We start from the raw sequence: 23,868 nt of genomic DNA, 5'->3' as shown, positions 1-23,868 counted from the left end.
TGTCCGCTTCGCGCATTGCGCCACCCAGAACGGTCCGATCATGCACTCGTCCCAGATCACGCAGCAGTCTTCGCACCGACTGGCGCCGCACGTGTACCGCAACCCGTGCACCGGCACCTGGATATGCGACGCCGTCGGCACTCGCGCCAGCCCTGGGCCTGATAGCGCTCGGACGGTGTGCCGGAGCCATCTCGAGGCGGTGCTCGTGGCCCTGAGCATGGGCCCGAGGTGGTGACCCGGGGGCAGCGAACGTTGCGGACGACCACCCGGGTGCGGGCTACCGCCTTTCCTACGTCGGGTCCGATTCGCTCACGGTCTGATCGATGACCTTTCGGCCGAGTCCCGGGGCCACGGTCTGGGCCGTGCTGCGCAGCTGGGCGGCGATGTCGTCGAGGCGGTCCTCGGTGAGGCGGATCGTGGGGCCTTGGACCGCGATCGCGGCGACGGCGGTCCCGTCGCGCAGCACCGGCACGGCGATCGCGCGGACTCCGGGGTTGCGCTCTTCGTCGTTGAGGGCCCAGCCGCGTTGCCGCACCAGTTCGAGCTCGGCCTTGAGCTTGTTGCGCTGGGTGATCGAGCGGTCGGTGACGCGCGTGAGGTTGCCCAGACCGTCGACCTGGTCGTCGATCTCGCCGACGTGGGCGAGCAGGCACTTTCCCATCGCCGACACGTGCAGCGGCACCGCGGTGCCGGCGGGCTGGTCGAACCGGAGCGGTTGCGGTGAGGGCACGTGCAGTGCGACGTGGACGTCGTTTCCGGTGCGGATGCCCAGGTTGATGGATTCGCCGGTGGCCGCGGACAGCTCGCGGAGCAACGGCAGGACCCGGTCGTACCCGAGGCGTTGAGCGGCCTTCTCGCCGAGGGCGACCAGGGTCGGACCGAGCTGGTAGCGCTCGGTGATCGGGTCCTGGGCCAGGAGTCCGCTCTCGGTCAGGGTCTTCGCCAGCCGGTGGGCCGTGCTGAGGGTCAGCTCGGTCTGCCGGGCCAGTTCGGTGACGCCGAGGGGATCTTCGCTGTCCTCGAGGGCACGCAGCACGGTGAGCGCGCGCTCGACGGCCTGCGCGCCGGTTCTGCTCGGGCTCGACATCGACTCTGTCACGTCAAGAATGGTCGCACACGCGCCAGCCCGAGACCTCGTAGCGCCGCCCGCACCGTTCGTTCCCGCAGCAGGCCAACCCTCGCTGGGGCCTTGCCCGGCGAGATCAGGTGCCCGTGGCGACGAGGGTGATGAAGATGCCGCAGACGATGATGTTGACCAGCCAGCTGTGGGTGTTCATCCAGTCGCGGACCGCGGGCATGGCTGTGATCGCCTTCTTGTGGAACGCGAGGTAGAGCAGCAGCGGGAGGGCCGCCACCAGGAGCGTGGCCGCGATGAAGGGGAGTGCGGCGCCGAGTCCCGCTTTGTGGTGTTCGAGGTTCGCGCCGACGGTCAGCATGATGAGGATGTCCGAGGGCATCGCGAGGATGACCAGCAGACCGGTCTTCAACGCGGTGGCCGGTGAGGCGGACATCAGCGTGCCCAGCCACTTCGGTGGTCGTGCGGTCTTGCGACCGAGGTAGTTCTTGAGGGCGAGCAGCGCCAGCAGGCCGATCAGTCCTATTTGGATTCCTTTTCCGAGGCTGGAGGACTGCAGACCCCCGGCGGGAAGCGCGCTGCCGAGCAGGGCGGCGAGTTCGCGGGTGATCGAGACCCCTGCGACGGTGGCGATGAGGACACCGGAGAGGAAGGCGAGCGAGACCCGAACCGCGCGCCCTGTGGTGACGAAGACGATGGCGGACATGATCTGCGGTCCGGCCATCATCGTGATCGCCAGCGGCAGCACTTGCAGGCCCACATCTGCTCCCTTCCTCTCCGGTACTCCTCGGTCAGCTGCGCCGCAGCTCCCGGCCGTGCGCCGCCAGCGCGTAGATCACCAGGACGTCGAGCACGATGATGATCGCCGACCAGAGGGGGTAGGCGGTGAAGAACGCGACGTTGCCCAGCACGCTGAGCACGGCCAGCGTGATCGCGGCTGCTCGGGCCCACGTCTTGCCGCTCATCACGCCGATCCCGGCGGCCGCGAGCACGACGCCCATGACCAGGAAGCTGACGCCCACGCTGGCGAAGCTGACCTGCACCGCCATCCCGGACGGCAGCAGGTACGTCGTCCCCGATTCCGCCAGCGCGATCAACCCGTTGATCACCTGCACGATTCCGGCCGCCACCATCACGATCGCGCTGAAGTAGATCCAGCCGACCCAGCCGGTGCGCGCGGGATGGGCTCCATGCGTAGCCATGACGAACTCCTCCGGGGTGGGGCGTGAGTGCCGGGGCGATCTGCCGTCGGCCCCATCCACCGTGTGATCTGCCCCCGATGCGTCGCCAGGGTAAAAAGACCTGACGAGGCGGCCCGCGGTGAGTAATTCGTTCACAGGCGCTCGTGCAGGTGCTGTGCCCACCTGCGCGCGGTGATGGTTGAAACCGAACTCGAGCGGATGTTGGGTCGGACAACCACATCGAGCCGTGCGGCCAGTGGGGTATGCTGCTCGGTCATGTTGCGGACCGAGGTGACGATCGGCATCGAGACCTGGGTGTTCTCCACAGCTCGGATCGGGGTCGACCCGGTGACCGGCAAGGAGGAGTACGAGACGACGATCGCGGAACCTGGAGCGAGGTCCGCCAAGCCGGTCCGCCGCTGCCTGACCCTGCAGCGAGCGCATCAGGTTCACCGGACCTTCGTGGCGGAATTCGCCGAGACCGGGCGCGACGCGTCAGTCGTGAACGAGCAGCACCCCCAGCTCGAGAACTAGCCGCCAGTCCTGCACGTGCTGGGCTGAGCCGTTGGTGCTGGTGGGGTGCGAGGTCGGTGCCGACGCCCGCTCAGGGAGGTGGCCGCCCTCCGCAGCGGGCGTCGGCCGGGTGATTCGGAAGGCGATCTTCCCGGCTTCGAGCCGTCGGCCGATCGGATGCCGTGGCTGTTCCCAGGTGCCGCGACCGCGCGCGATCAGCCGATGCCGAGCTGGACGAAGACCAGCCACGCGAGACCGGGGACGATGGCGATCATCGCGACGGCCCAGATCAGGAGCATGCGGAAGAACGGCTTCTCGTTCTTGGGTTCCGCGCTCGCGAGCAGCAGGGCACCGCTCGTCGACATAGGACTGACGTCCACCACCGACGAGGCGATCGCGATCGTGGTGATGACGCTGATGGGTCCCAGCACCGGATCCGCGGCCAGCGGCGCCACGACCGGGCTGATCGCTCCGAGAGTGCCGGTCGTGGAGGCGAAAGCGGACAGGACGCCGACGACGTAGCTGGTGGCCAGGGTCGCCGTCGAGCTGGCACCCGCACCCTCGATGGCGTTGCCCAGCGCGTCGATCGCGCCGATCTCCTTCAGCAGACCGACGTACATGACGATGCCCGTGACGAGCAGCACCGCCGACCACGGAAGTCCCTCGATGGCCGGCTTCTGGATGCCGGGCCGCAACGCGATGAGGGCCAGCGAGATCACCAGTGCGGAGACCCCGACGTCCAGGTTGAACACCAACGTCAGCAGCAGCAGCGCTGCGACACCACCGAGGACCGTCAACCGCATGGGGGTGACCTCGGCGGCCGTCACCGGCTCGACCCGGGTCGCGACTGCGGTGCCGCCGCCACCGGCGAGTTCGGGGTCGTCGACGACTGGGTGGTCGTCAGCGTCCGGACCTCCGTGCTTCGCACGTCGCCGGACGGTCCACGCCTGGACGGCGGCGTAGCCGCCCACCGCGAGGAACGCGTTGAAGACGAAGCAGTAGAGGTAGAGCCGCAGGGAGCCGTCCGCAGCACCGGCCGCGTCGAGCATCTCGTTCGCCACCACGCCGAACGGGTTGACCGGTGAGAAGGCCCCCGCGTTGGCGCCTTGGACGATGACCAGGCCCATCGCGAGGGTGCTGATCCCGAAGCGCCGCCCGAGAGCGAGAGCGACCGGAGCGACGATCGCGACCGCCGCGGGCGTGAACGCTCCGGCGGTCGCCAGCAGCGCGGTCAGCGCGAACATGATGACCGGCACGAGGGAGCGCCGCCCGGCCGTGAGCCGTTCAGCCCACGCGGCGAGCATGTCGATCGTCCCGGTGACGCGGACGATCGAGAACAGCAGGGTGGCGCCGACCAGGATGAAGAACAGGTCGGCGGGGAAGAAGCCCATGATGGTGTCGGTGTCGAGGTCGGTCAGCAGCAGCCCGACCCCGAAGGTCGCGACGATGGCGATGAGACCGGCGTTGATGTTGGTGACCGCGCCCACGAGGAACGCGGCCACCAAGATCAGGAAGGAAGCAGCCACAAGGGACATCGTTGTCCTTTCGGAGTGGACGAGTTCAGAGAGCGGAGTTCGGGCCGGCGAGCAGACTCCCGGCACCTGAAATGGCCGGTTGGTGCCCCAGCGCCTTCAGGATTTCGTGGGTCGTGGCCGTTGCCGCGGTGATCACCGGCAGTTCGAGCTCGTCCTCCGCGCGCTGGACGGCGGCGAGCGAGGGCATCTGCACGCAGGCGGACAAGATCACCGCGTCAGCGCCTTCGCGCCGCAGGTCCCCGGCGATGGCGGGCAGCTTCTCCGGATCCAGCCTGCCGACCGCCACGTTGTTCTCCACTTCGAGGCTGATGTCGTCGAGGATCTCGATGCCCTCGCTCTCGATGTACTGGCGCACCGTCGCGGTGAGCGGACGCATGTACGGGGTGACCATGACGGCCTTCTTCGCGCCGATCTCGGTCAGCGAGCGGACCAGTGCGCCGGCGCTGCTGACGACCTGGGCGGGGTTTCCGTTGTTCCTGGCCGCGTCGGCGATGATCTGCTCGGACTCTCGGTGCGCCCCTGGTCCCTGGGCCATGACCGCGACCAGGCAGGCGTAGGCGATGACGTCCGGCTGGGCGTCGGAGACCGCGGTCGCGCAGTCGGCGGCCTTCCCGACCATGGCCGCCAGCTCTTCCTTGTTGACCGTCCGCATCCCGGCGCGCGCGGAGTGGAAGGTGTAGGCGTGGCCCGTCGCGGCCGCTTGCCTGCGGAACAGCTCGGGGAGTTCGGTCTCCATCGTGGTGTTCGAGCTCGGCACGATCAGCCCGATCCGGGAGACCCCGGGCAGCTTCGCCGGGGAGTCGCTGTCGCAGGCGCGGTGCTGAGTGGTCATGGTTCTCCTCATTCGTCGCGGGCCAGGTGGCTCCGACCTCTCACGATCATTACATCGTGAGTCACGGACTCATAATGTGAATTGCTATAGTCCATGTCAAGACCGCGGCGCGAGCGCGCCGGTTCCAGACTTTCCGAGAGGGGCGCGCAGAGGTGACCGAGCGAGGTCCAGGCACTCCGCCGCTGCTGGTGCTCGAGAAGATCAAGCGGATCCTCGACTGCTTCTCCGTATCGGCCCCTGAACCGAACCTGCGGGAGATCATGCAGCTCAGCGGGTTGAATCAGAGCACGTGCCAGCGCTTGGTCCACAACCTCGTGCGCGAGGGCTTCCTAGACCGCTCCGGGGACCGCTACCGGATCGGGCTGACGCTGGTGCAGCTCGCGGCGCCCGGCACGTTCGGGCTCGACGTCGTGCAGCGAACGAAGCCGGTGCTGCAGCGGTTGTGCGACGAGACCGGCGAGACCGCGTGCCTCTACGTGCGCGACGGAGCGTTCAGAACGGTGATCGCCGTGGCGGAAACACGTCACATCGTGATGCGCCTGTTCAAAGTCGGCATGGTGATGCCGCTGCACGCCGGTGCCCCGGGCAAGGTCTTCCTGGCCCATGACCCCGCAGCGCGTGCGGACGTGGTCAGGGAAGGGCTGTCGAGGTACACGGCGCACACGCCGATCGACATCGACGTGTTGGACGCGCAGGTCGAGCTCGCCAGGGCCCAGGGCTACGCGGCGTCCTTCGAGGAGCGGCACGAAGGCGTCGGCTCGATCAGCGCGCCGGTGTTCGACCACGCGGGAGAGTTGGCGGCGGTGCTCGGAATCGGAGCGCCGACGCAGCGGGTCACCGAGAACGATGTCGACGAGATCGCGCCCCTGGTCGTCGCCGCCGGGCACGACGCCAGCACCGCACTCGGGTATCACCCGAGCAAGATCCATCCCGCCTGACCGCGTCCGAGATGGGATGCGCCAGAGGCGTTTCCCTCTCGCGGCCGCATCAGGTGGTCATGAAGACCGTGCGACCGCGCCCGTGCCGGGGTGGCCGCGGATGCGGCACTCCCGGGCGGAGGCTCGGGAGTGCCGCGTGACCGCGGTGTGCTCAGGCGAGAGCCGGGGTGTGCTCGGCGACGGGGCCGAAGAGGGCCTCCGAGCGCAGAGCCGCGTAGCCGGGCTTGATGACCTCGTTGATCAGCGCCAGGCGCTGGTCGAACGGGATGAACGCCGACTTCATCGCGTTGACCGTGAACCACTGCAGGTCGTCGAGCGAGTAGCCGAAGTTGTCCACGAGCTCGCCGAACTCCTCCGACATCGAGGTCTGGCTCATCAGCCGGTTGTCGGTGTTCACCGTGACCCGGAAGTTCAGCCGCCGCAGCAGCGCGATCGGGTGCTCGGCCACCGACGGGACCGTGCCGGTGTGCACGTTCGAGCGCGGGCACATCTCCAGCGGGATGCGCCGGTCCCGGACGAACGAGGCCAGCCGGCCCAGCTGCGCGCTGCCGTCCTCGGCGAACTCGATGTCGTCCACGATGCGCACGCCGTGGCCCAGCCGGGCCGCGCCGCACCACTGGATGGACTCCCAGATCGACGGCAGCCCGAACCCTTCACCGGCGTGGATGGTGAAGTGGCAGTTCTCCCTGCGCAGGTACTCGAACGCCTCGAGCGATCGGGTGGGAGGGAATCCCGCTTCCGGGCCCGCGATGTCGAATCCCACGACGCCCGCGTCCCGGTACTTCACGGTGAGCTCGGCGATCTCCCTGGCCCTGAGCTCCTGGCGCATCGCGCACAGCAGGACGCCGATGCGGATGCGGTTGCCGGCCGCGCGCGCCTGGGCCGCGCCGCGGCGGAAGCCGTCGAGGATCGCTTCGACGACCTCCTCCAGCGAAAGCCCCTGCTGGGTGCTCAGTTCCGGGGCGTAGCGGACCTCGGCGTACACGACGCCGTCCGCGGCCAGGTCCTCGGCGCACTCGGCGGCGACCCTGCTGATGGCGTGCGCGGTCTGCATGACGCCAACGGTGTGGGTGAAGCGCTCCAGGTACTCCTCCAGCGAACCGGCTTCGGTCGCCGCGGCGAACCACTTGCGGATGTCATCCGCACCGGTGGCCGGCAGCGCGTCGTAGCCCTGCTGCTCGGCCAGTTCCGCGACCGTCTCTGGCCGCAACCCGCCATCGAGGTGGTCGTGCAGCAGCACCTTCGGGGTGCGGCGAATCTGGTCGGCGGTCGGTACGTCGGTCACGTGCTCCTCCTACTTCTTCTCTGATTTCGGGGTCTTGATCAGCAGCGCCGTGACCAGCGCGAGGGCGACGAAGCCGCCCGCGGTCCACAGCGCGGCGTGGAAGGCGTCGAAGGTGGGCGCGCCGTCGCCGCTGGTCGAGGTGACGGCGCTGGCGGCGACGGCGATGCCCAGCGAGGCGCCGACGCCGAAGCAGGCGCCGTTCAGCCCGGGCAGCGATCCGGGCTTGTCCTCCGGCGCGAGCGCGACGGCGAGACCGTTGAGCGCGGTCAGCATGTATCCGGTGTAGGTGATGCCGAGCGTCGCGAGCGCGGCGAAGGTGACCACCGGTGACTGCGGCACGAGCACCAGCGGCACCAGCGCGGCCGCGGTGCCGACGGCCCCGATCAGCACCGAGCGCCGCCATCCGATGCGGGGGCCGAAGTGCCCGACCAGCGGGGCCGCGACGACGCCGAGCGCCGAAGCGGGGGTGAGGTACAGCAGGGCCGACATCGTCGCCGAAAGCCCGTAGCCCTCGCCCGCGGTCTGGGTCAGCAGCGGGATGGTGAAGTTCAGCATCCCGAACACCCCGGCCAGGGTGAAGATCGTGGTCAGCAGCAGGGGCCAGCCACTTCGCGAGGCCAGCACCGAGGTGTCGATGATCGCGTTCCGGTTGCCGCGTTCCACGACCGTGAACAGCGCCAGGGCCAGCACGCCTCCGACGAGCAGCGCCAGCGTGGGCACCGACGACCAGCCCCAGCTGCTGCCTTCGTTCAGCGCGAGCAGGATGCCGGTGAGCCCGAGGCCGAGCAGGGCCGCGCCGGTCCAGTCCATCCGTCCCGTTGCGGTTCCGCTGGCGGGAACCCAGAAGTGCACCGCGACCAGGGCGATCACCGTGATCAGGCCGGTGATCAGGAAGATCCCGCGGAATCCGACGGAGTCGGCGACGGAACCGCCGATGACGGTGTCGACGCCGGCGATGCCGCCGTTGACGGCGGTGATGATGCCCAGGGACCGGCCGAACTTCCGCGGCGGGAGGGACTCGTGCAGCGTCAGGTAGGCCAGCGTGAACGTCGCCGCGGAGACGCCTTGCAGGCTCCGGCCGATGATGAACAGCTCGATGTTCGGCGCGAGAACGCAGATCAGCTCTCCGACGAGTGCCACCAGCAGCGTCACCAGGAGCATCCGGCGGCGGCCGACGTAGTCGCTGAGCCGCGCCAGCGTCACCTGGCCGACCGCCGAGAACAGGAAGAACAGCGTCTGGGAGAGGCCACCGGCACCGCTGGTGGTGTCCAAGCTGTCGATCACGTTCGGCAGCGCGGGCGCGAGCATGGTCGCGTTGATCTGGTACCCGGCGACCGCGAGGACCAGCGCGGTCAGCAGGGCTGTGGTGCGCATCGGTGATGCGCTGGTGGTGGGCGATGAGGCGCCAACCGTGGTCATGGGAACCTCCGCGTTGAGGTGATTCGAGGGTGGGCAGCGGACGTCCTGGTGCTGCGGCCCCGGAATGTCGATCGACTTGTCTGACATGTTCCGGGTGTTGGCGGACAGGTTTAGCCGCTCTGCCTCGCCTCGTCAAGAGTCGGTTCGGCGGATTTTTGATCGAAAAGGCCCGAATTCGGGGTTTGACGAGCGGGCCTCACTCTTCTAACTTGTCTGACATCAACCCAACAGGGGGTGCGACGTGGCGGCCAGACGACCGCAACGGCGACCGGTCGTGGAGCTCTACGAGCGGATCGTCGAGGCAATCCGGCAGGAGACCTACCCGCCGGGCTCGACGCTGCCGTCCGAGCCCGACCTCGCGGCTGATCTCGGCGTGAGCCGACCGGCTCTGCGCGAGGCGCTCCTGCTGCTGCAGGAGGACGGTGTGATCACCGTGCGGCGCGGGGTGGGGCGGACCGTCAACGACCGCCCGGCCAGGCGCGGTTTCGAGCGGCTGCAACCGATCGAGAGCTTGTTCGGCGCCGACGCGGCCAAGATCCGGCCGCTGGCGCGGGTGCTGGAAGAGCCGACCGATCTGGTCATGCAGCACCTGCCGGTCCCGGCCAGCTGCGAGATCTGGTTCTGGGAGAGCGTCGTCGACATCGACGGCGTGCCCAGCGGTCTGGTGGAGGAGTGGAGCGCGCACGACGAGGGGCTGGCCGCCGTCGACCCGGGTCTTCCCGCGGCGTTGGCGGAAGCCGAGGCGCAGCCGAGCACGATGCTGCAGGTGGTCTCGGCGCTCGACCCCTACCTGCCGTTGAGCGGGTCGAGCGCGGTCAGCGCGACGGTGCTCGGACGGCGACGGGGCGAGGTCCTGGGTCGCTCCCCGGACACCCCGGTCGTGTTGATCACCCAGGTCGTCTCCGTCGAACGCACGCCGCTGCTCGCGGCGAAGTACGTGTTGCCCAGCGGTGCACCGAGCATTCCGGTGCGCCAATCCCGATGAGGAAGTCCCGGTTCCGCGGTGGAACCGGTCGCGGTTCCGGACGACACCACCGCGATCGCGCGCGGAACGCGACGCATGACCCCGAAAGCAGAAAGGCACGCAACCGATGGCGCCCAAGAGAACCCTGATCGTCGACTGCGACACCGGTATCGACGACGCCCTCGCGCTGCTCTACCTGCTCGGGGATCCGGGAGTGGAGATCAGCGCGGTCACCACGGTCTTCGGCAACACCGACACCGAAACGGCGGCGCTCAACACGCTGCGGGTGCTCGAACTGGCGGGCCGATCGGACATCCCGGTCGCCATGGGCGCGCGCAGCAACTGGTGCGGGGAAGTGCATCTCGCGCCGTACGTGCACGGCTCCGACGGTCTGGGCAACACGAACCTGCCCGCCCCGACGACGGCGCCCAGCGACGAACCCGCCGCGGAGCTGATCGTGCGGCTCGCCCGGCAGAACCCCGGAGCCACGCACCTGCTCGCCATCGGTCCGCTGACGAACCTCGCCACCGCTCTGCTGCTAGAACCGGAACTGCCCGACCTGGTCGAGCACGTGACGATCATGGGCGGAGCGGTGCGGCACCCGGGCAACGCCACCCCGGCCTCGGAGGCCAACATCCACAACGACCCCGAAGCGGCCCGGATCGTGTTGCGGGCGGGTTGGCCGGTCACCATGGTCCCGCTGGACGCCACCATGGGCGAGGTCCTCACCGAGAAGCACCAGCAGCGGCTCGCCGAATGCGGTTCGCCGGTGGCCGCTTTCACCTCGTCCATCCTGGACCAGTACTTCGACTTCTACGAGCGCGACATCTTCGGCGAGCGGCGAGCGGCCTGCCACGACCCGCTGGCGGCGGCGATCGCGGCCGGTGACGTCGTGCCGGTGCTCGCGCCGGTCGTGCCCACCGACGTGGACACCGGTGACGGTCCCGGGCGCGGCGCGACCGTCGCCGACGTCCGCGGCCAGTACCGGAACTTCCCGACGCAGGAGGGCGCGAACGTGCGCGTGGTCCTCGAGACCGACCGCACGTTCCCGGAACTGCTGGTCGACCGGCTCTGCGGTGCGCCCGAACCCACGCAGCGGGTCGCGTGACCCCCGCACGTCCGGAGCTGCGGGCGCGAAGCGCGCGCAGGGGAGAAGTGGAGGGAAGAACGATGTCGCGCGAACTGGACGTCGTCGTGGTCGGGTCGTTGAACATCGACCTCACCGCGGGAGTGCGGCGTCACCCGCAGCCAGGGGAAACGGTGCGGGCGACCGCGTTGACCACCAGCGCCGGCGGCAAGGGGGCGAACCAGGCCGTCGCCGCCGCGCGGTTGGGCGCCCGGACGGCCCTGGTGGGCCGGGTCGGCGCCGACGCGCACGGGGAGGACCTGCTGACCGCCCTGCGCGCCGACGGAGTCGACACGGCCCACACCCTCCGCGACGAGTCAGCGGCCACCGGCACCGCATTGATCACCGTGGCCGCCACCGGCGAGAACAGCATCGTCGTGGACGCGGCGGCCAACGCCCGGTTGTCCCCGGACGACATCGCCGCCGCCCGGTCGTCGATCGCCTCCGCACGCGTCGTCTCGGTGGTTCTGGAGGTCCCGGTGGACACCGTGTGCGCGGCGGCGCGCGCGGCCCGCGAAACCGGGGCGCGCTTGTCGCTGAACCTGTCGCCGGTGGTCGACCTGCCCCGGGACGTGCTCGCCGCCGCCGACCCGCTGATCGTCAACGAGCACGAGGCGCGAGAAGTCCTGCGGAGCAACGGATCGCAGATCCCCGACGACGAAACCGCCTACGCGGAGGCGCTCCGGCAGGTCGGTGCGCGCTCGGCCGTGGTCACCTTGGGCGCGCGCGGCGCGGCGGTCGCCGAACCCGGTCACGCCGAACACGTCCCGGGAGTACCGGCCAGCGCGGTCGACACCACCGGGGCCGGCGACGCCTTCGCCGCAACCCTGGCCTGGCGCATCGGCCGAGGCGACTCGCTGCCCGCTGCGGCCCGGTGGGCCACCCGCGTCGGCGCTCGCAGCGTGCAGCACCCGGGCGCGCAGCCGTCCTACCCCAAGCTCGAGCAGGTGGTCGGCTGCCCGCGCTCAGGGCTCGGAACGCTCGTGGGGGAGTAGTTCGCCTGCCGTGACCTCGAACGGCAGGTGATTGCCCTCCGGTGGTAGCGGGCAGGTGGCGAAGTCGGTGAAGGCGCAGGGGAGGTTGACCGCGCGGTTGAAGTCGAGCGTGACGGTCCCGTCGGCGGCCGGTTCGTCGGTGAGCACGGAGCGGTTCGCCGGGTAGGTGGTCACTCCGCTGGTGGCGTCGGTGAACAGGATGTTGAGGCCGTTGCCGGTCTTCCCGTTGAACGCGGTCAGCGCGTGCTCGGTGCCGTCGCGCTCGAAGCGCACGAGACCGGGAGCCTGGTACACGTGGTTCAGGCCGGGCGTGACGGCGCCGACCGTCGTCGGTCGGGGCTCGGCGAATGGTTCGAAAGTGCCCGTGATGACCCAGTTCGGGTCCGGCTGGTAGGTCGGCACACCTCGGAAGTCGCGGAGCGCCGGCGCTTTCGGTGAGTGCACCCTGATCAGGTAGCCGGAGCGGCGTGCCACCTCGACCTCCACGTCACCGGCTGAGACCCGGGTGCCCGCTCCGCTGTTGACCAGCTCGAAGCGCTGCACTCCGGTGATCGGCTCGCCCTGGTAGGACAGTTCGGCGCCCTGCGGGTCGACGTAGGCGGCCTCGGCGTCCTGCCACCACACGCCCGGCGCCGCCGGGTACGTGGCGGGAACGTCGGTCAGCCAGTCCAGGGAGACCAGGCCAGCCAGCCGTAGGGGTCGGCGAGGTCGCGCTCGCGGTTGGCGTGCCAGTCCTGCCACTGCTCGATGAACGTACTCACGGCTCCTCCATCAAGTCGCATCCGGACGCCGGGTCGACACCGTCGCCGCCGGAGAGAAGGTGACTCCCGATGGTCGACGTCCTCGACGATACGGCGCAAGCCGCAGGCCGGCGGCGCCGTCCACAGCGTGGAACCGCGACGATCCAGCGCAGGCGCGATCTTGCTCCCGACCGCGGAGTCGCGTCCGTTGTTCATCCGTCCTCGACCTGCTGGAACGCCGCTTGAGGGGGAGCTCATCCGACCGGGACGCCGATCGGATGGGCTCCAGGACGTCACTCGACGAGCGCCGGCTCCCGCGTTCCCGCTGCCTCGCTGCTCGTCGCCGCGCGCCGGGCGCGGACTTCGACGACGAGCAGCACCAGGACCGCGGAGGCCAGTGCGGCACCGATCCACGGGATGGCGGGGTAGCCGTATCCGGCGGTGAGCGCGAGGCCACCGAGCCAGGGGCCGACGGTGATGCCGACGTTGAACGCGGCGGTGCTCCCGGCCGCGGCCAGGGTCGGCGCGCCCGGGGCGATCCCGAAGACCCGGGAGTTCAGCGCCGGGTTCACGCCGAAGCCCGTGAACCCGAGCACCACGGCCAGGACCACGACCGGCACCATCTGATCGGCGAGCACGGCGATGAGTACCGAGACCAGCAGGAGCCCGGTGAATCCGGTCGCGAGGACGCCGATCGGGCGGGTGTCGGCGGCGCGTCCGCCGAGGGCCATCCCCGCGAGTGCGCCGATTCCGTAGCCGAGGAGCACCAGGGGCACCCAGCGGGCGTCCATGCCGGTGTTCTCGACGAGCATCGCGGCGAGGTAGGTGAACGTCACCAGCAGTGCGGCGGTGGACACCGACGTCATGGCGTAGGAAAACCACAACCTCGGCACCCGGAGACCGCGCAGCTCGTCGCGGACCCGAGGTGCGTTCTGCGGCGTGATGTCGGGGACCTTCGCCAGCACCCCGATCATCGCGACCGCGGACAACGCGGTGACGACCCAGAACGTGCCGCGCCAGCCGAGGTTCTGGCCGATCCAGGTGCCCGCGGGCAGCCCGATCACGGTCGCGACGGTGAGGCCGCCGGCCACGATGCTCATCGCTCGTCCTCGGCGCGCCATCGGCACCAGTGCCATGGCGGTGCTCGCCGCCACCGCCCAGAACCCGGCGTAGACGACGGCGCCGACGAACCTCGACACCAGCAGCGCGTGATATCCGGGCGCGAGGGCGCCGGCGATGTGCGCGAGCACGAAAAGCCCCAGGAAGAGCAGCAGCGCGATGCGCCTGCGCCACCGCAAGGTCACGACCGCGAGCACCGGTGCCCCGATCAGCATTCCGAGCGCGAAGCCCGAGACCAGGAGCCCCGCCTGCGAGATCGTGACGTCGAGATCCGATGCGATCTCGGGCAACAGCCCTGCGATCATCAATTCGCTGGTCCCCTGGGCGAAGATCGCGAACCCGAGGACGACGATGGCGACCGGCATCAGAGCGCCACCTCGCCAGCCGCGCCGACCCGCGCTCCCGTCCGGGCACCTCGGCGATCGAACCGCCGGGTGGTCGCCCGACCTGCGCCGAACTCCGCCGCCCTCACAGCCAGCCTTCTCACAGCATCCTCAATTCACTAGCGGTCGCTACAGAAATAAGACCCTAGCAGGTTCTATAGCGGCCGCTCTAGAATGTGGGAATGGCGACGACACGCGGACGGCCGCGCTCCTTCGACCGGAGCGCGGCCCTGGACAAGGCGGTCCAGATGTTCTGGCGGCGGGGCTACGAAGGCACCTCGGTGCGCGACCTCGCCGAGGAGCTGCACATCGGTATGCCGAGCCTCTACAGCGCGTTCGGCGGCAAGCAGCAGCTGTTCATCGAGGCGGTCGACGCCTACGACAAGAAGTACGGCGGGTTCCTCGACCGCGCCCTCGCCGAAGAGCCCACCGCAGAACGAGCTGTGGCACGCGTGCTCCGCGAGGCCCCCGAGCGCTACACCCGGCGCGGCCTGCCGTCCGGTTGCCTCGTCGTCAGCGGGGACAGCGGCACCGACGACCCCACCGTGACGCGAGAACTCCGGCGGATGCGCGCCGAGAAAGCCGACGCCTTCGCGGCCAAGATCCGCAGCGACGTCGCCGCGGGCATCCTCCCCGCGGACACCGATGCCGCGGCACTCGGCCGCTACGTCATGGCGGTGCTCAGCGGGATCGCCCAGGCCGCCCGCGACGGCGCCAGTCGGGAGAGCCTGCGCGGCACTGCCGAGGTGGCCACCCGGGCGTGGCCGTGACGTGGAACCTCGGCGCCCGCCGACACGCGTGCGGGTAGAACGATCCCGCACTCGAACTCGTTCCGAGCCGTGATCGAACGCCGAAGCGGCTCAGGAGCGGGCGCAGGCACCTCGTCGATACGAGAAGCCCTTGCACGGCTCGGCGAACAGGCCGTTGTGGACGATGTGCACGTCAGATCCCCTTGTGCGGGAACGTTTCGCAGCCCTGGTCCGATGGATTCGGGACTGTGGAGCGGAAGGGTCGAGCAGGCGGGGAAACCCGCGTGCGGAGTTCGTCGAGTTCGCCCCTGAGCGCGACCAGCTGTCGTAGCCTGCGGCCATGACACGCTCGCCTTCCCGCCTACGTCGGTTCACCAAGCTCGCCATCGCGCTGATCGTGTTCGGATTGGTCGTCGCCGGAGCTTTGGGTGGTTTCGATGACGATCGAGGGAAGCAGGTGGCCTTCGGAGAGACCATCACGCTGGACGGCGGCTACGAGATCGCGATGGCGGCGCCGCACTCGGCCCCCGACGTACCCGGCATCGCATTCGGCCCCAAGACCGGGGTCCCGGTTGTTCCCGGATGCACGTGGGCGGCGGAGATCACCATCACCAACGCCACGGATCGACCTATGCCCGTATCCGAACTGGAGATCCGGTTCGCCAGCCGCGGTGACCAACCCTCCGAACCGTCCGGGCCCGAATACGATCGTTGGCGCAGTGCGGTCATCGCTCCCGGCGAGTCCTTTCGCGACCACGTGAGGTTCGTCGGCAACCGGAGCGGTGAGCCCATGGACGCCAGCATCGGCGTGGCCGCCCAGGCGCACGAGCTCTACGCCTTGTGGGATTCGGGCCGAGAGCCCGAGCAGTGGTACGAGCTGTGATCCGCAAAGCGGTCGCTGGGGCAGGAGTCGAGCCTGCCCGCGGACAGCTCGCCGGTTTTCGGGCAGATCCTTTTTACAGCTCGCTGCCCGGGGTCAATACTGCCGAGGGGGGAGTACTTCCGCGGGTACTGCTGGTCAGCACGGACATCTTCGGTGTCCCCGGCAGGCCGCTCGGACAGTAGGGCGAAGGAGACCCCGAACCGCTACGTGCTGTTCGGGAGTGGTCATGCCCAGTTCTGTGATCGCGGCAGCTGAGCCGTCGGTGGGTTCCGCGTGGATGTGGGCGATCAGCATCGCCGTCCTGCTGGGTCTGCTGGCCCTCGATTTCGCCATCACGCGCAAACCCCACGAGGTCCGACTCCGGGAGGCTCTCGGCTGGTCGGCGTTCTACGTCGCCTTACCGCTGCTGTTCGCTCTGATGCTGTGGGCCTGGTACGGCGGGATTCCGGCACTGGAGTTCTTCACCGGGTACGTGGTCGAGAAATCCCTGTCGGTCGACAACCTGTTCGTGTTCATGATGCTGTTGGCCGGATTCGCCGTGCCGCCCGCGCTGCAGCAGCGCGTGCTGTTGTACGGCATCGTCGGGGCGCTCGTGCTGCGTGGCATCTTCATCGCCTTGGGCGCCGCTCTGCTGCAGGCGGGCACCTGGGCTTTCCTGGTGTTCGGCGCGATCTTGTTCGTCACCGCCGCCAAGATCCTGCGCGACGCCCTGGCAGGCACCGCGTTCGACCGCGACGTTTCCCAGCTGAGATCCGTGCGCTTCCTGCGCCGGCTGATGCCCGTCACCGACGACTACCACGGGCCGCGGATCACGGTGCGCGAGGCCGGGCGGCGGGCGTTGACGCCGTTCGCCGTCGTGGTCGTGGCGGTGTTCGCCACCGACGTGGTGTTCGCCGTCGACTCGGTACCCGCCGTCTACGGGATCACCGAGGACCCGTACCTGGTGTTCGCCACCAACGCCTTCGCCCTGCTCGGGCTGCGCGCCCTGTACTTCGTCCTGCACACCGCGCTGGCCAAGCTCACCCACCTCAACCACGGCCTGGCGATCATCCTCGGGCTCATCGGTCTCAAGCTGGTGCTGCACTGGGCCCACGGGATCTGGCCCGCAGTCCCGGAGATCCCCACGCCGATCTCGCTGGTGGTCATCGTGCTCGTCCTCGCGACCGTCACCCTGACCAGCCTCTACGCCCGCCGCTCCAAACACGTCGAACCCAGGAGCTGATCATGCTCACCATCTCTGCGATCGAGGCGATCGCCACCGTGATGGTGCTGACCGCGCTCGTGATCACCTGCGCGGTCCTGTCCTCCGCCCGCCCGCCCCGCGGACCGCACCACCACGGCCGGCGCTGACAGTGGGATGCGCATCGGGAACCGAGAGGAGGGATGCGGTCAACATCCGTTGCCCCGACGAACGCTGAACTCCGCAACCGGGGCGGGAAGTCATGTTCGCCCCGGTTGCCAGGACGAGCTCAGTTCGGCGCGGGTCCGGTGAACGGCCGGGTGTTGGGGGTGATCACCGCGCTTGCGGGCGGGGAGGTCTCGCGGAGGTGAACGTCCTCGGCCGTGCTGGAGCCCTGCGGTGTGTGCGGGCGCAAAAACACTTCGAACACCTCTTAACAAATTCTAACAAGATGTGTCACAGTGTCTCGCAGCGTGACAACGCTCGACTTCGTACCTCCAGAAGGAGCACCTGCATGACACCGACACCGCCGTCGGCCTCCCGCTCGTTCCTCGGCATGTCCCCAGCACTGCTGTGGGGCTATGTCGCCATCGCCTTCTTCATGACCGGGGACGGCCTCGAACAGGCCTTCCTCTCCGATTACCTGGTCACCCAGGCCGGCTTCAGCACGTCCCAAGCCGGCACCTTGCTCACGGTGTACGGCCTGGTCGTCGCGATCGCCGCGTTCGTCTCCGGCATCTTGGCCGAGTACATCGGCCCGCGACGGGTGATGGCCGTCGCCACGATCGGCTGGATCGTGTTCCACGCGGGTTTCCTCGCCTTCGGCGTGATGCAGCACAACTACCCGCTGATGCTGGTGATGTACTCGATCCGGGCCGTGGCCTACCCGATGTTCGTCTTCGGGTTCGTGGTGTGGATCTCCTACGCGGCACCGCAGAACCGGATGTCCTCGGCGATGGGCTGGTTCTGGTGCTCGTACTCGCTGGGCGTCGGAGTCTTCGGTTCCTACCTGCCCAGCCTGACGATCCCGTGGATCGGGACGGTGACCACCCTGTGGAGCGCGATCGCGTTCATCGCCGTCGGCGGTGCGATGGCGACCTTCCTCGTGCGAGGCCGCGGGCCGTCGAACTCCGGTGAGCGCACCATGCGCGGCCTCGGCGTCACGATCGTCGACACCATCAAGATGCCCTTCGAGAACGTCCAGCTCGCCCACGGCATGATCCAGCGGACCATCAATCAGCTCGCGCTCTACGGGTTCATCGTCATGCTGCCGATCGTGTTCACCCGCGACATCGGCTTCAGCCAGGAGCGCTGGTTGCAGCTGTGGAGCCTGGTCTACCTGGTCACCGTGTTCACCAACCTCATGTGGGGCGTGATCGGCGACCGGATCGGATGGGTGCGGACGATTCGGTGGTTCGGCAGCCTGGGCATGTTCGCCGCCACGCTGCTGCTGTACTTCACGCCGGTGCTCGCCGGGCCGAACGCACTGCTGACGGCCGGAGCCGTGGTCGTGTTCGGCGTCGCCATCGCCGCCTACGTGCCGCTGTCCGCGCTGATGCCGGCGCTGGAACCGTCTCGCCGCGGCCAGGCGGTGGCGTTGTTGAACCTCTCCGCCGGTGCTTCGCAGTTCGTCGGGTCGTTGCTGGTCACAGTGCTGTGGGACCGCATCGGCACGACCGGCACCGTGCTGGCGCTGGCCGCGACCTACCTGGTGGGCTTCGGGCTCAGCTTCCTGTTGAAGGTCGACCAGAACGCGTTGGCGGACACCGAAGTCCGGCAGACCGCGAACGCGACATGAGCACCGCTGCTCACAAGAGCTGGCCGACCCGCTTCCGGTACTCCGCCAGCTGCGGATCGTCCGGCTCGAGCTCGGTGCACAGCGCGGTCACGTCCTCCAAGGCGACCGAGGCGGCGCGGTCGCGCGCGTCGAGCTTGGCGGAGTCGGCCCCGAGAACGGTCCGGTGCGACACCCGGGCGCAGACCTTCTTCAGCGCGGCTTCTTCCACCGTCGACTCGAAGCAGGTCCCGCCGTCGATTCCTCCGGTGGAGGTGAAGAACACGTCGGGGGTGAGCTGCTCGACCGTGGCCTCGGCCAGCGGACCGATCAGGGAATCGCTGCGCTCGTCGAACCGCCCGCCGGTGAGCTCGGCCGTCACCCCCGGCCGGCCCTGGAGCACCTGGAAGGTCTGGATGTTGTTGGTCAACGCGGTCAGCTCCACCGCCGAGGGGATCAGCGCCGCGAGCCGGTACATCGTGGTCGACGAGTCCAGCACGATCAGGCCCTGCGCGGGGACCAGCGGCAGCAGCTTCTCCGCGATCAGCCGCTTCTCGGCGGCACGGGCGCTCTCGCGACGCTGGAAGCTCGCCGGCTCGGTGTGGCGGGCCCCGCCGCGCACCCGGCGAGCGACACCCTCGTTCTCCAGCTGCCGCAGGTCCCGACGGACGGTCATCTCGCTGACCCCGAGGGCCTCGGCGGCGTCAGCGAGGGAGACCGAGCCGGTCGATCGCAACTCGGCGCGCAGCCACTCGACGCGTTCCTCCATGGCCAGACTGTTCACGCTCTGCATCGTATGACCCACTCGACGCCGTTCACGGCACCACCACTCGGAGCCCGCTCCGAAGGAAGGACCACCATGTCTGCCCGCTCGCCCTTCTCCGTCCTCGCGGCGGGAGATCGGTTCATCAAGCCCGGGATCTTCCGCGAGGAGATCACCGACCGGCTCGGCTCCCGCGCCGAGGTAGCCGAGCTGGAGCTGCCGTGGCCGGATGAACCGTTCGGCGGCATCGCTGAGGTCGGCGAGGCTTCGGGCACCGAGGACGAGCTCATCGCGGCCCTGCGCGGGCACCGCGGGCTGGTGACCCAGCTGGCGCCCGTCACGGAGCGGGTCCTCGACGCGGTGCCCGAGCTGGAGTTCGTCGGCGTGGGGCGCGGTGGTCCGGTCAACATCAACCTCGACGCGGCCGCAGCACGAGGCGTGCGGGTGGTCAACGTGCCGGGCCGCAACAGCGTCGCGACCGCCGAGATGACGCTGGCGCTGCTGCTGGCCGCGTTGCGGCGCTTGCCGATCCTGCACGGGAGCCTGCTGCGCCGCGAGTGGCGCGGCGAGTTCTACCGCCACGACGAGGTGGGACGCGAGATCGCGGGATCGACCGTCGGTCTGCTCGGCGCCGGGGCCGTCGGCCGGCACCTGGCCCGGTGCGTGGCCGCGATGGGCGCCGAGGTCGTCGTCTACGACCCGTACCTGCCCGACGGGGCCGTGCCGGAGGCCCGCCGCTGCACCGATCTCGAAGAGCTGTTCTCGATCAGCGACGTACTCTCGGTGCACGCCCGGTTGACCCCGGAGACCGAGCAGGTGGTCAACGCCAAGCGCATCGCGCTGATGCGTCCCGGCGCCATCGTCGTCAACGCCGCGCGCGGCGGGCTCGTGGACTACCCCGCTCTCGCCGAGGCCCTCGCCGCCGGTCATCTGGGCGGAGTGGCGGTCGACGTGTTCCCGACCGAACCTGTCGACATGTCCCTGCGCCTGCTGGAGCTGGCCGATGGCGGGGCGAACGTCGTGCTCGCACCGCACGTCGCGGGCGCCAGCCGGGAGACGGCGCGGCGGGCCGCCGCCGGGGTGGCCGAAGAGCTGCGCCGCCACCTCGACGCCGAAGCGGCGCTGCACCCGGTCGGGCCGAAGGCGGGGGCGTGATGGCATCGGACGACGCCGAGGTCCTGCTCGGCATCGACGTCGGCACCAGCGGCGTGAAGGTCGTGGCCACCGATCTCGAGGGCCGCCTGGTGCGCTCCTCGACGGCGCGCTACGACACCCAGGTCGACTCCGACGGGCGCGGTTCCGACCAGGACGCGGGCAGCTGGTGGAGCGCGATCACCTCCGTCGCCGGGGGAGTCGTCGCCGGCGCCCGGGTGCTGGCCGTGGCCGTGACCAGCCAAGCTCCGACCCTCGTACCGGTGGACGACCGGGGACGCGAGGTGGGTGCCGGGCTGACCTGGCTGGACCGGCAGGCCGTCGCCGAGGCCGCCGAGATCGAGCGGATCGCACCCGGCCACCGCAACGGCCCGGACCCGTTCTTCGGCACCGCGAAGCTGCCGTGGTTGCTGCGCAACCGACCGGAGGTCGCCGCGCGAGCCGTGCACGTCCTCTCGGCCAACGGCTACGTCGCCGGCCGCCTGACCGGCCGAGCCACCCTCGACGACTCGTCGGCGTCGCTGATGCAGGGTTTCGACGAGCAGGCGAACGCGTTCGACGAGCGGTTGTTCGGTCGCGGGCTGGGCATCGAGCTGCTGCCCCCGATCGTGGCCACCACCGACGTGATCGGTGTCGTGACGGACGACGCCGCGGCGGAGACAGGGATTCCGGCCGGTGCTCCGGTCGTCGCCGGCGGGGTCGACTCCGTCGGGTCCGCTCTGGAAGCGGGGATCCTCGACGTGGGTGGCCCGCTGGTGGAGATGACCGGGTTCTCCAGCGCCACCATGCTGGCCGTTCCCGCGGGCACCCACGTGCCCGGCTTCATCCACGAGAGGCACTGCGTTCCCGGCGTGGACCTGCTCATCACGGCCCAGGTGACGGCAGGCGCGACGGTGGACTGGGTGAATCGCCTGGCGGGACAGGACCTGCGGGACTCGGACGCGCTGCTCGCCCGCTCCCGCCCCTCGCGGCTGACCACGGTGCCCAGCTTCGCCGGCGAGCGCACACCGACCTGGAACCCTCGGGCCCGCGGGATCATCGACGGCATCGACCTGGCCGCCGACGGCGTCGAGCTCATGCTCAGCGTGCTGGAGGGCAACGCCCTGGCGCTGGCCGATGACGTCGCGGAACTGCGGGCGCGCGGATTCGCCGTGGACCGCCTGCTGAGCACCGGTGGGGGTTCGGCGTCCACGGCTTGGTTGCAGATCAAGGCCGACGCCCTGGGCGTGCCCGTGCTCCGCCCGCGGGGCGGGCACGGCGCCGCGCAAGGCGCCTCCTACCTCGCCGGTCTCGCGATCGGCGTTCACGACGTCGGCGGGCTCCAGCGGTTCGCCGCCGACATCGAGCACGAGTTCACCCCCGACGCCGAGCTGCACGATCGGTACGAACACCGGCGAGCGCACTTCAGCCGGGTTCGCGAGCTCAACCGGGCGCGGGGGCCCGAAGCTCCGTGACCCCGCGCATTTCCCACTACTTCGAGGAGTTCCTGAGTGTCTGAGCAATCCGCTGTCGAAGACCTGCTGGCGCGGTCGCACCGGCTGGGTGCCGATCCCACGACCACCAACTACGCGGGCGGCAACACTTCCGCCAAGGGCGCTGCGCTCGATCCCGTCACCGGCGGGGAGGTCGAGCTGCTGTGGGTGAAGGGGTCCGGAGGTGATCTCGGCACCTTGACCGAGAGCGGCCTCGCGGTGCTGCGGCTGGACCGGATGCGCGCGCTGGTCGACGTCTACCCCGGGGTCGAGCGCGAGGACGAGATGGTCGCCGCGTTCGACTACTGCCTGCACGGCAAGGGCGGCGCGGCCCCGTCGATCGACACCGCCATGCACGGTCTCGTCGATGCTCCCCACGTCGACCACCTGCACCCCGACAGCGGTATCGCGATCGCAACCGCCGCCGACGGCGAACGGCTCACCGAAACCGTCTTCGGCGACCAGGTCGTGTGGGTGCCGTGGCGTCGGCCCGGTTTCCAGCTGGGCCTGGACATCGCCGCGATCAAGGCGGCGAACCCGCAGGCCAAGGGCTGCATCCTGGGCGGCCACGGGATCACCGCGTGGGGCGAGACCTCCGAGGAGGCCGAGAAGAACTCCCGCTGGATCATCGACACCGCAGCCGCCCACATCGCCGAGCACGGCGACCCGGAACCCTTCGGCCCGGTCGTGGCTGGTTTCGCACCGCTGCCGGAATCCGAGCGGCACGCCCGGGCCGCCGCGCTCGCCCCGGTCATCCGCGGCCTGGCGTCGACCGACCAGCACCAGATCGGCCACTACAACGACGGCGAGGCCGTGCTGGAGTTCCTCTCCCGCGAGAAGCTCGGCGAGCTCGCCGCTCTCGGCACCTCGTGCCCGGATCACTTCCTGCGCACCAAGGTTCGACCGCTCGTGGTGGACCTGCCCGCCACGGCACCGCTGGCGGACGTCGTGGCGAGGCTGAAGGAACTGCACGCCGAGTACCGGGAGGAGTACCGGGCCTACTACGAACGGCACGCCACCCCGGACAGCCCGCCGATGCGCGGAGCGGACCCCGCGATCGTGCTCGTTCCGGGTGTCGGCATGTTCTCCTTCGGCAAGGACAAGCAGACGGCCCGCGTGGCCGGCGAGTTCTACGTCAACGCGATCAACGTGATGCGCGGTGCCGAAGCGCTGTCCACCTACGCTCCGATCCCCGAGAGCGAGAAGTTCCGCATCGAGTACTGGGCGCTGGAAGAGGCGAAGCTGCGACGCCTGCCCGCGCCCAAGCCGCTGGCCGGACGCATCGCGCTGGTGACCGGCGCGGGCTCGGGCATCGGCAAGGCCATCGCCGAACGTCTCGCCGCCGAGGGCGCCTGCGTGGCGGTGGCCGACCTCAACGCCGACGCCGCAGCCGACGTCGCGACCGGAATCGGGGGCAGCGACAAGGCGATCGCGGTGACCGCGAACGTCACCGACCGGGACGCGGTTCAGTCCGCTGTGGACACGACCGCGCTGGCCTTCGGCGGGATCGACCTGGTGGTCAACAACGCGGGCCTGTCGATTTCCAAGCCGCTGCTGGACACCACCGAGCAGGACTGGGACCTGCAGCACGACGTCATGGCCAAGGGCTCGTTCCTGGTCTCGCAGGCGGCCGTGCGGGCGATGATCGACCAGGGGATGGGCGGCGACATCGTCTACATCTCGTCGAAGAACTCAGTGTTCGCGGGCCCGAACAACGTCGCCTACGGTGCGACGAAGGCCGATCAGGCGCACCAGGTGCGGCTGCTGGCCGCGGAGCTGGGCGAGCACGG

Annotated in this window: 23 protein-coding genes and 1 pseudogene; 13 read left to right on the top strand and 11 right to left on the bottom strand. The window is 69.7% G+C overall.

Going from position 1 to position 23,868, the window contains the following annotated elements:
- Window positions 1–289 precede the first annotated feature (289 nt).
- The 3 genes from AB0J91_RS09105 to AB0J91_RS09095 form a co-directional block, all read right to left on the bottom strand.
- The gene (locus AB0J91_RS09105; protein WP_363865699.1) at window positions 290–1,099 is read right to left on the bottom strand and encodes an IclR family transcriptional regulator; all 810 of its coding nucleotides are present in this window, start codon (window positions 1,097–1,099) and stop codon (window positions 290–292) included.
- 103 nt (window positions 1,100–1,202) lie between these two features.
- The gene (locus AB0J91_RS09100; protein ID WP_363865697.1) at window positions 1,203–1,835 is read right to left on the bottom strand and encodes a GAP family protein; all 633 of its coding nucleotides are present in this window, start codon (window positions 1,833–1,835) and stop codon (window positions 1,203–1,205) included.
- 31 nt (window positions 1,836–1,866) lie between these two features.
- The gene (locus AB0J91_RS09095; protein WP_363865695.1) at window positions 1,867–2,277 is read right to left on the bottom strand and encodes a hypothetical protein; all 411 of its coding nucleotides are present in this window, start codon (window positions 2,275–2,277) and stop codon (window positions 1,867–1,869) included.
- Window positions 2,278–2,532: 255 nt separating this feature from the next.
- Between AB0J91_RS09095 and AB0J91_RS09090 the strand changes: the two genes are divergently transcribed.
- Entirely contained in the window at window positions 2,533–2,790 is a 258-nt protein-coding gene (locus AB0J91_RS09090; protein ID WP_363791426.1) for a hypothetical protein, read from the top strand.
- A 194-nt stretch (window positions 2,791–2,984) separates the two neighbouring features.
- Here AB0J91_RS09090 and AB0J91_RS09085 read toward each other — a convergent pair whose 3' ends face one another.
- Both AB0J91_RS09085 and AB0J91_RS09080 read right to left on the bottom strand, forming a co-directional pair.
- A complete protein-coding gene (locus AB0J91_RS09085) occupies window positions 2,985–4,304 on the bottom strand; it encodes an SLC13 family permease (protein WP_363865693.1) in 1,320 nt (439 codons plus the stop codon).
- A 25-nt stretch (window positions 4,305–4,329) separates the two neighbouring features.
- Window positions 4,330–5,136, bottom strand: a complete 807-nt coding sequence (locus AB0J91_RS09080; protein WP_363865692.1) for an Asp/Glu racemase — start codon at window positions 5,134–5,136, stop codon at window positions 4,330–4,332.
- A 152-nt stretch (window positions 5,137–5,288) separates the two neighbouring features.
- Here AB0J91_RS09080 and AB0J91_RS09075 point away from each other — a divergent pair, with 152 nt between their 5' ends.
- Complete coding sequence (locus tag AB0J91_RS09075; protein ID WP_363865690.1) at window positions 5,289–6,074, top strand: IclR family transcriptional regulator; 786 nt, start codon at window positions 5,289–5,291, stop codon at window positions 6,072–6,074.
- A gap of 151 nt (window positions 6,075–6,225) precedes the next feature.
- Here the strand turns inward: AB0J91_RS09075 and AB0J91_RS09070 are convergent, their stop codons facing one another.
- Together AB0J91_RS09070 and AB0J91_RS09065 are read right to left on the bottom strand one after the other, a co-directional pair.
- Complete coding sequence (locus tag AB0J91_RS09070; protein WP_363791424.1) at window positions 6,226–7,359, bottom strand: adenosine deaminase; 1,134 nt, start codon at window positions 7,357–7,359, stop codon at window positions 6,226–6,228.
- Between the two features lie 9 nt (window positions 7,360–7,368).
- Window positions 7,369–8,865 carry an MFS transporter gene (locus AB0J91_RS09065; protein ID WP_363865688.1) on the bottom strand — a complete coding sequence of 499 codons (1,497 nt, stop codon included), beginning with the start codon at window positions 8,863–8,865 and terminating at the stop codon, window positions 7,369–7,371.
- 154 nt (window positions 8,866–9,019) lie between these two features.
- Here AB0J91_RS09065 and AB0J91_RS09060 point away from each other — a divergent pair, with 154 nt between their 5' ends.
- The 3 genes from AB0J91_RS09060 (at window position 9,020) to AB0J91_RS09050 (ending at window position 11,863) form a co-directional block, all read left to right on the top strand.
- Window positions 9,020–9,763 (top strand): GntR family transcriptional regulator, encoded by a 744-nt coding sequence (locus AB0J91_RS09060; RefSeq protein ID WP_363791420.1) that lies wholly within the window; start codon window positions 9,020–9,022, stop codon window positions 9,761–9,763.
- Window positions 9,764–9,869: 106 nt separating this feature from the next.
- Window positions 9,870–10,850, top strand: coding sequence for a nucleoside hydrolase (locus tag AB0J91_RS09055; RefSeq protein ID WP_363791418.1), 981 nt, complete (start codon window positions 9,870–9,872; stop codon window positions 10,848–10,850).
- A 62-nt stretch (window positions 10,851–10,912) separates the two neighbouring features.
- Window positions 10,913–11,863, top strand: coding sequence for a ribokinase (locus tag AB0J91_RS09050; protein WP_363865686.1), 951 nt, complete (start codon window positions 10,913–10,915; stop codon window positions 11,861–11,863).
- Here AB0J91_RS09050 and AB0J91_RS09045 read toward each other — a convergent pair.
- Window positions 11,834–12,624 (bottom strand): annotated as a pseudogene (locus AB0J91_RS09045) (DUF1684 domain-containing protein). The gene AB0J91_RS09050 and the pseudogene AB0J91_RS09045 overlap by 30 nt on opposite strands.
- Before the next feature lie 272 nt (window positions 12,625–12,896).
- Window positions 12,897–14,087 carry a Cmx/CmrA family chloramphenicol efflux MFS transporter gene (locus tag AB0J91_RS09040; protein ID WP_363865684.1) on the bottom strand — a complete coding sequence of 397 codons (1,191 nt, stop codon included), beginning with the start codon at window positions 14,085–14,087 and terminating at the stop codon, window positions 12,897–12,899.
- Window positions 14,088–14,287: 200 nt separating this feature from the next.
- On the opposite strand from AB0J91_RS09040, the gene AB0J91_RS09035 reads away from it, so the two are divergent.
- The 4 genes from AB0J91_RS09035 (at window position 14,288) to AB0J91_RS09020 (ending at window position 17,087) form a co-directional block, all read left to right on the top strand.
- A complete protein-coding gene (locus tag AB0J91_RS09035) occupies window positions 14,288–14,875 on the top strand; it encodes a TetR/AcrR family transcriptional regulator (protein WP_363865682.1) in 588 nt (195 codons plus the stop codon).
- 319 nt (window positions 14,876–15,194) lie between these two features.
- Window positions 15,195–15,737: a hypothetical protein gene (locus AB0J91_RS09030; RefSeq protein ID WP_363865680.1), complete on the top strand. Its 543-nt coding sequence runs from the start codon at window positions 15,195–15,197 to the stop codon at window positions 15,735–15,737.
- Window positions 15,738–15,963: 226 nt separating this feature from the next.
- The gene (locus AB0J91_RS09025) at window positions 15,964–16,959 is read left to right on the top strand and encodes a TerC/Alx family metal homeostasis membrane protein (protein WP_363865678.1); all 996 of its coding nucleotides are present in this window, start codon (window positions 15,964–15,966) and stop codon (window positions 16,957–16,959) included.
- Between the two features lie 2 nt (window positions 16,960–16,961).
- On the top strand, window positions 16,962–17,087 hold the full coding sequence (locus tag AB0J91_RS09020; RefSeq protein ID WP_363865676.1) for a hypothetical protein: 126 nt from the start codon (window positions 16,962–16,964) through the stop codon (window positions 17,085–17,087).
- A 119-nt stretch (window positions 17,088–17,206) separates the two neighbouring features.
- Here the strand turns inward: AB0J91_RS09020 and AB0J91_RS09015 are convergent, their stop codons facing one another.
- Window positions 17,207–17,338 (bottom strand): hypothetical protein, encoded by a 132-nt coding sequence (locus AB0J91_RS09015; RefSeq protein ID WP_363865674.1) that lies wholly within the window; start codon window positions 17,336–17,338, stop codon window positions 17,207–17,209.
- A 93-nt stretch (window positions 17,339–17,431) separates the two neighbouring features.
- Between AB0J91_RS09015 and AB0J91_RS09010 the strand changes: the two genes are divergently transcribed.
- Window positions 17,432–18,715, top strand: a complete 1,284-nt coding sequence (locus tag AB0J91_RS09010; protein WP_363865672.1) for an MFS transporter — start codon at window positions 17,432–17,434, stop codon at window positions 18,713–18,715.
- A gap of 10 nt (window positions 18,716–18,725) precedes the next feature.
- Here AB0J91_RS09010 and AB0J91_RS09005 read toward each other — a convergent pair whose 3' ends face one another.
- Window positions 18,726–19,475, bottom strand: coding sequence for a DeoR/GlpR family DNA-binding transcription regulator (locus AB0J91_RS09005; RefSeq protein ID WP_363865670.1), 750 nt, complete (start codon window positions 19,473–19,475; stop codon window positions 18,726–18,728).
- A gap of 75 nt (window positions 19,476–19,550) precedes the next feature.
- Between AB0J91_RS09005 and AB0J91_RS09000 the strand changes: the two genes are divergently transcribed.
- The 3 genes from AB0J91_RS09000 to AB0J91_RS08990 all read left to right on the top strand — a co-directional run.
- Entirely contained in the window at window positions 19,551–20,609 is a 1,059-nt protein-coding gene (locus tag AB0J91_RS09000; RefSeq protein WP_363865668.1) for an NAD(P)-dependent oxidoreductase, read from the top strand.
- The gene (locus AB0J91_RS08995) at window positions 20,609–22,060 is read left to right on the top strand and encodes an FGGY family carbohydrate kinase (RefSeq protein ID WP_363865666.1); all 1,452 of its coding nucleotides are present in this window, start codon (window positions 20,609–20,611) and stop codon (window positions 22,058–22,060) included. The genes AB0J91_RS09000 and AB0J91_RS08995 overlap by 1 nt, the downstream gene beginning before the upstream one ends.
- Before the next feature lie 36 nt (window positions 22,061–22,096).
- Window positions 22,097–23,868: bifunctional aldolase/short-chain dehydrogenase (locus tag AB0J91_RS08990; protein ID WP_363865664.1), on the top strand; the 1,772-nt coding region annotated here is incomplete at its 3' end.

The sequence above is a fragment of the Saccharopolyspora sp. NPDC049357 genome (assembly GCF_040677225.1).
In the GTDB taxonomy this organism is placed as follows: Bacteria; Actinomycetota; Actinomycetes; order Mycobacteriales; family Pseudonocardiaceae; genus Saccharopolyspora.
The sequence above is the reverse complement of the archived record's forward strand: the minus strand, read 5'-3'. Positions and strand labels throughout refer to the sequence as shown.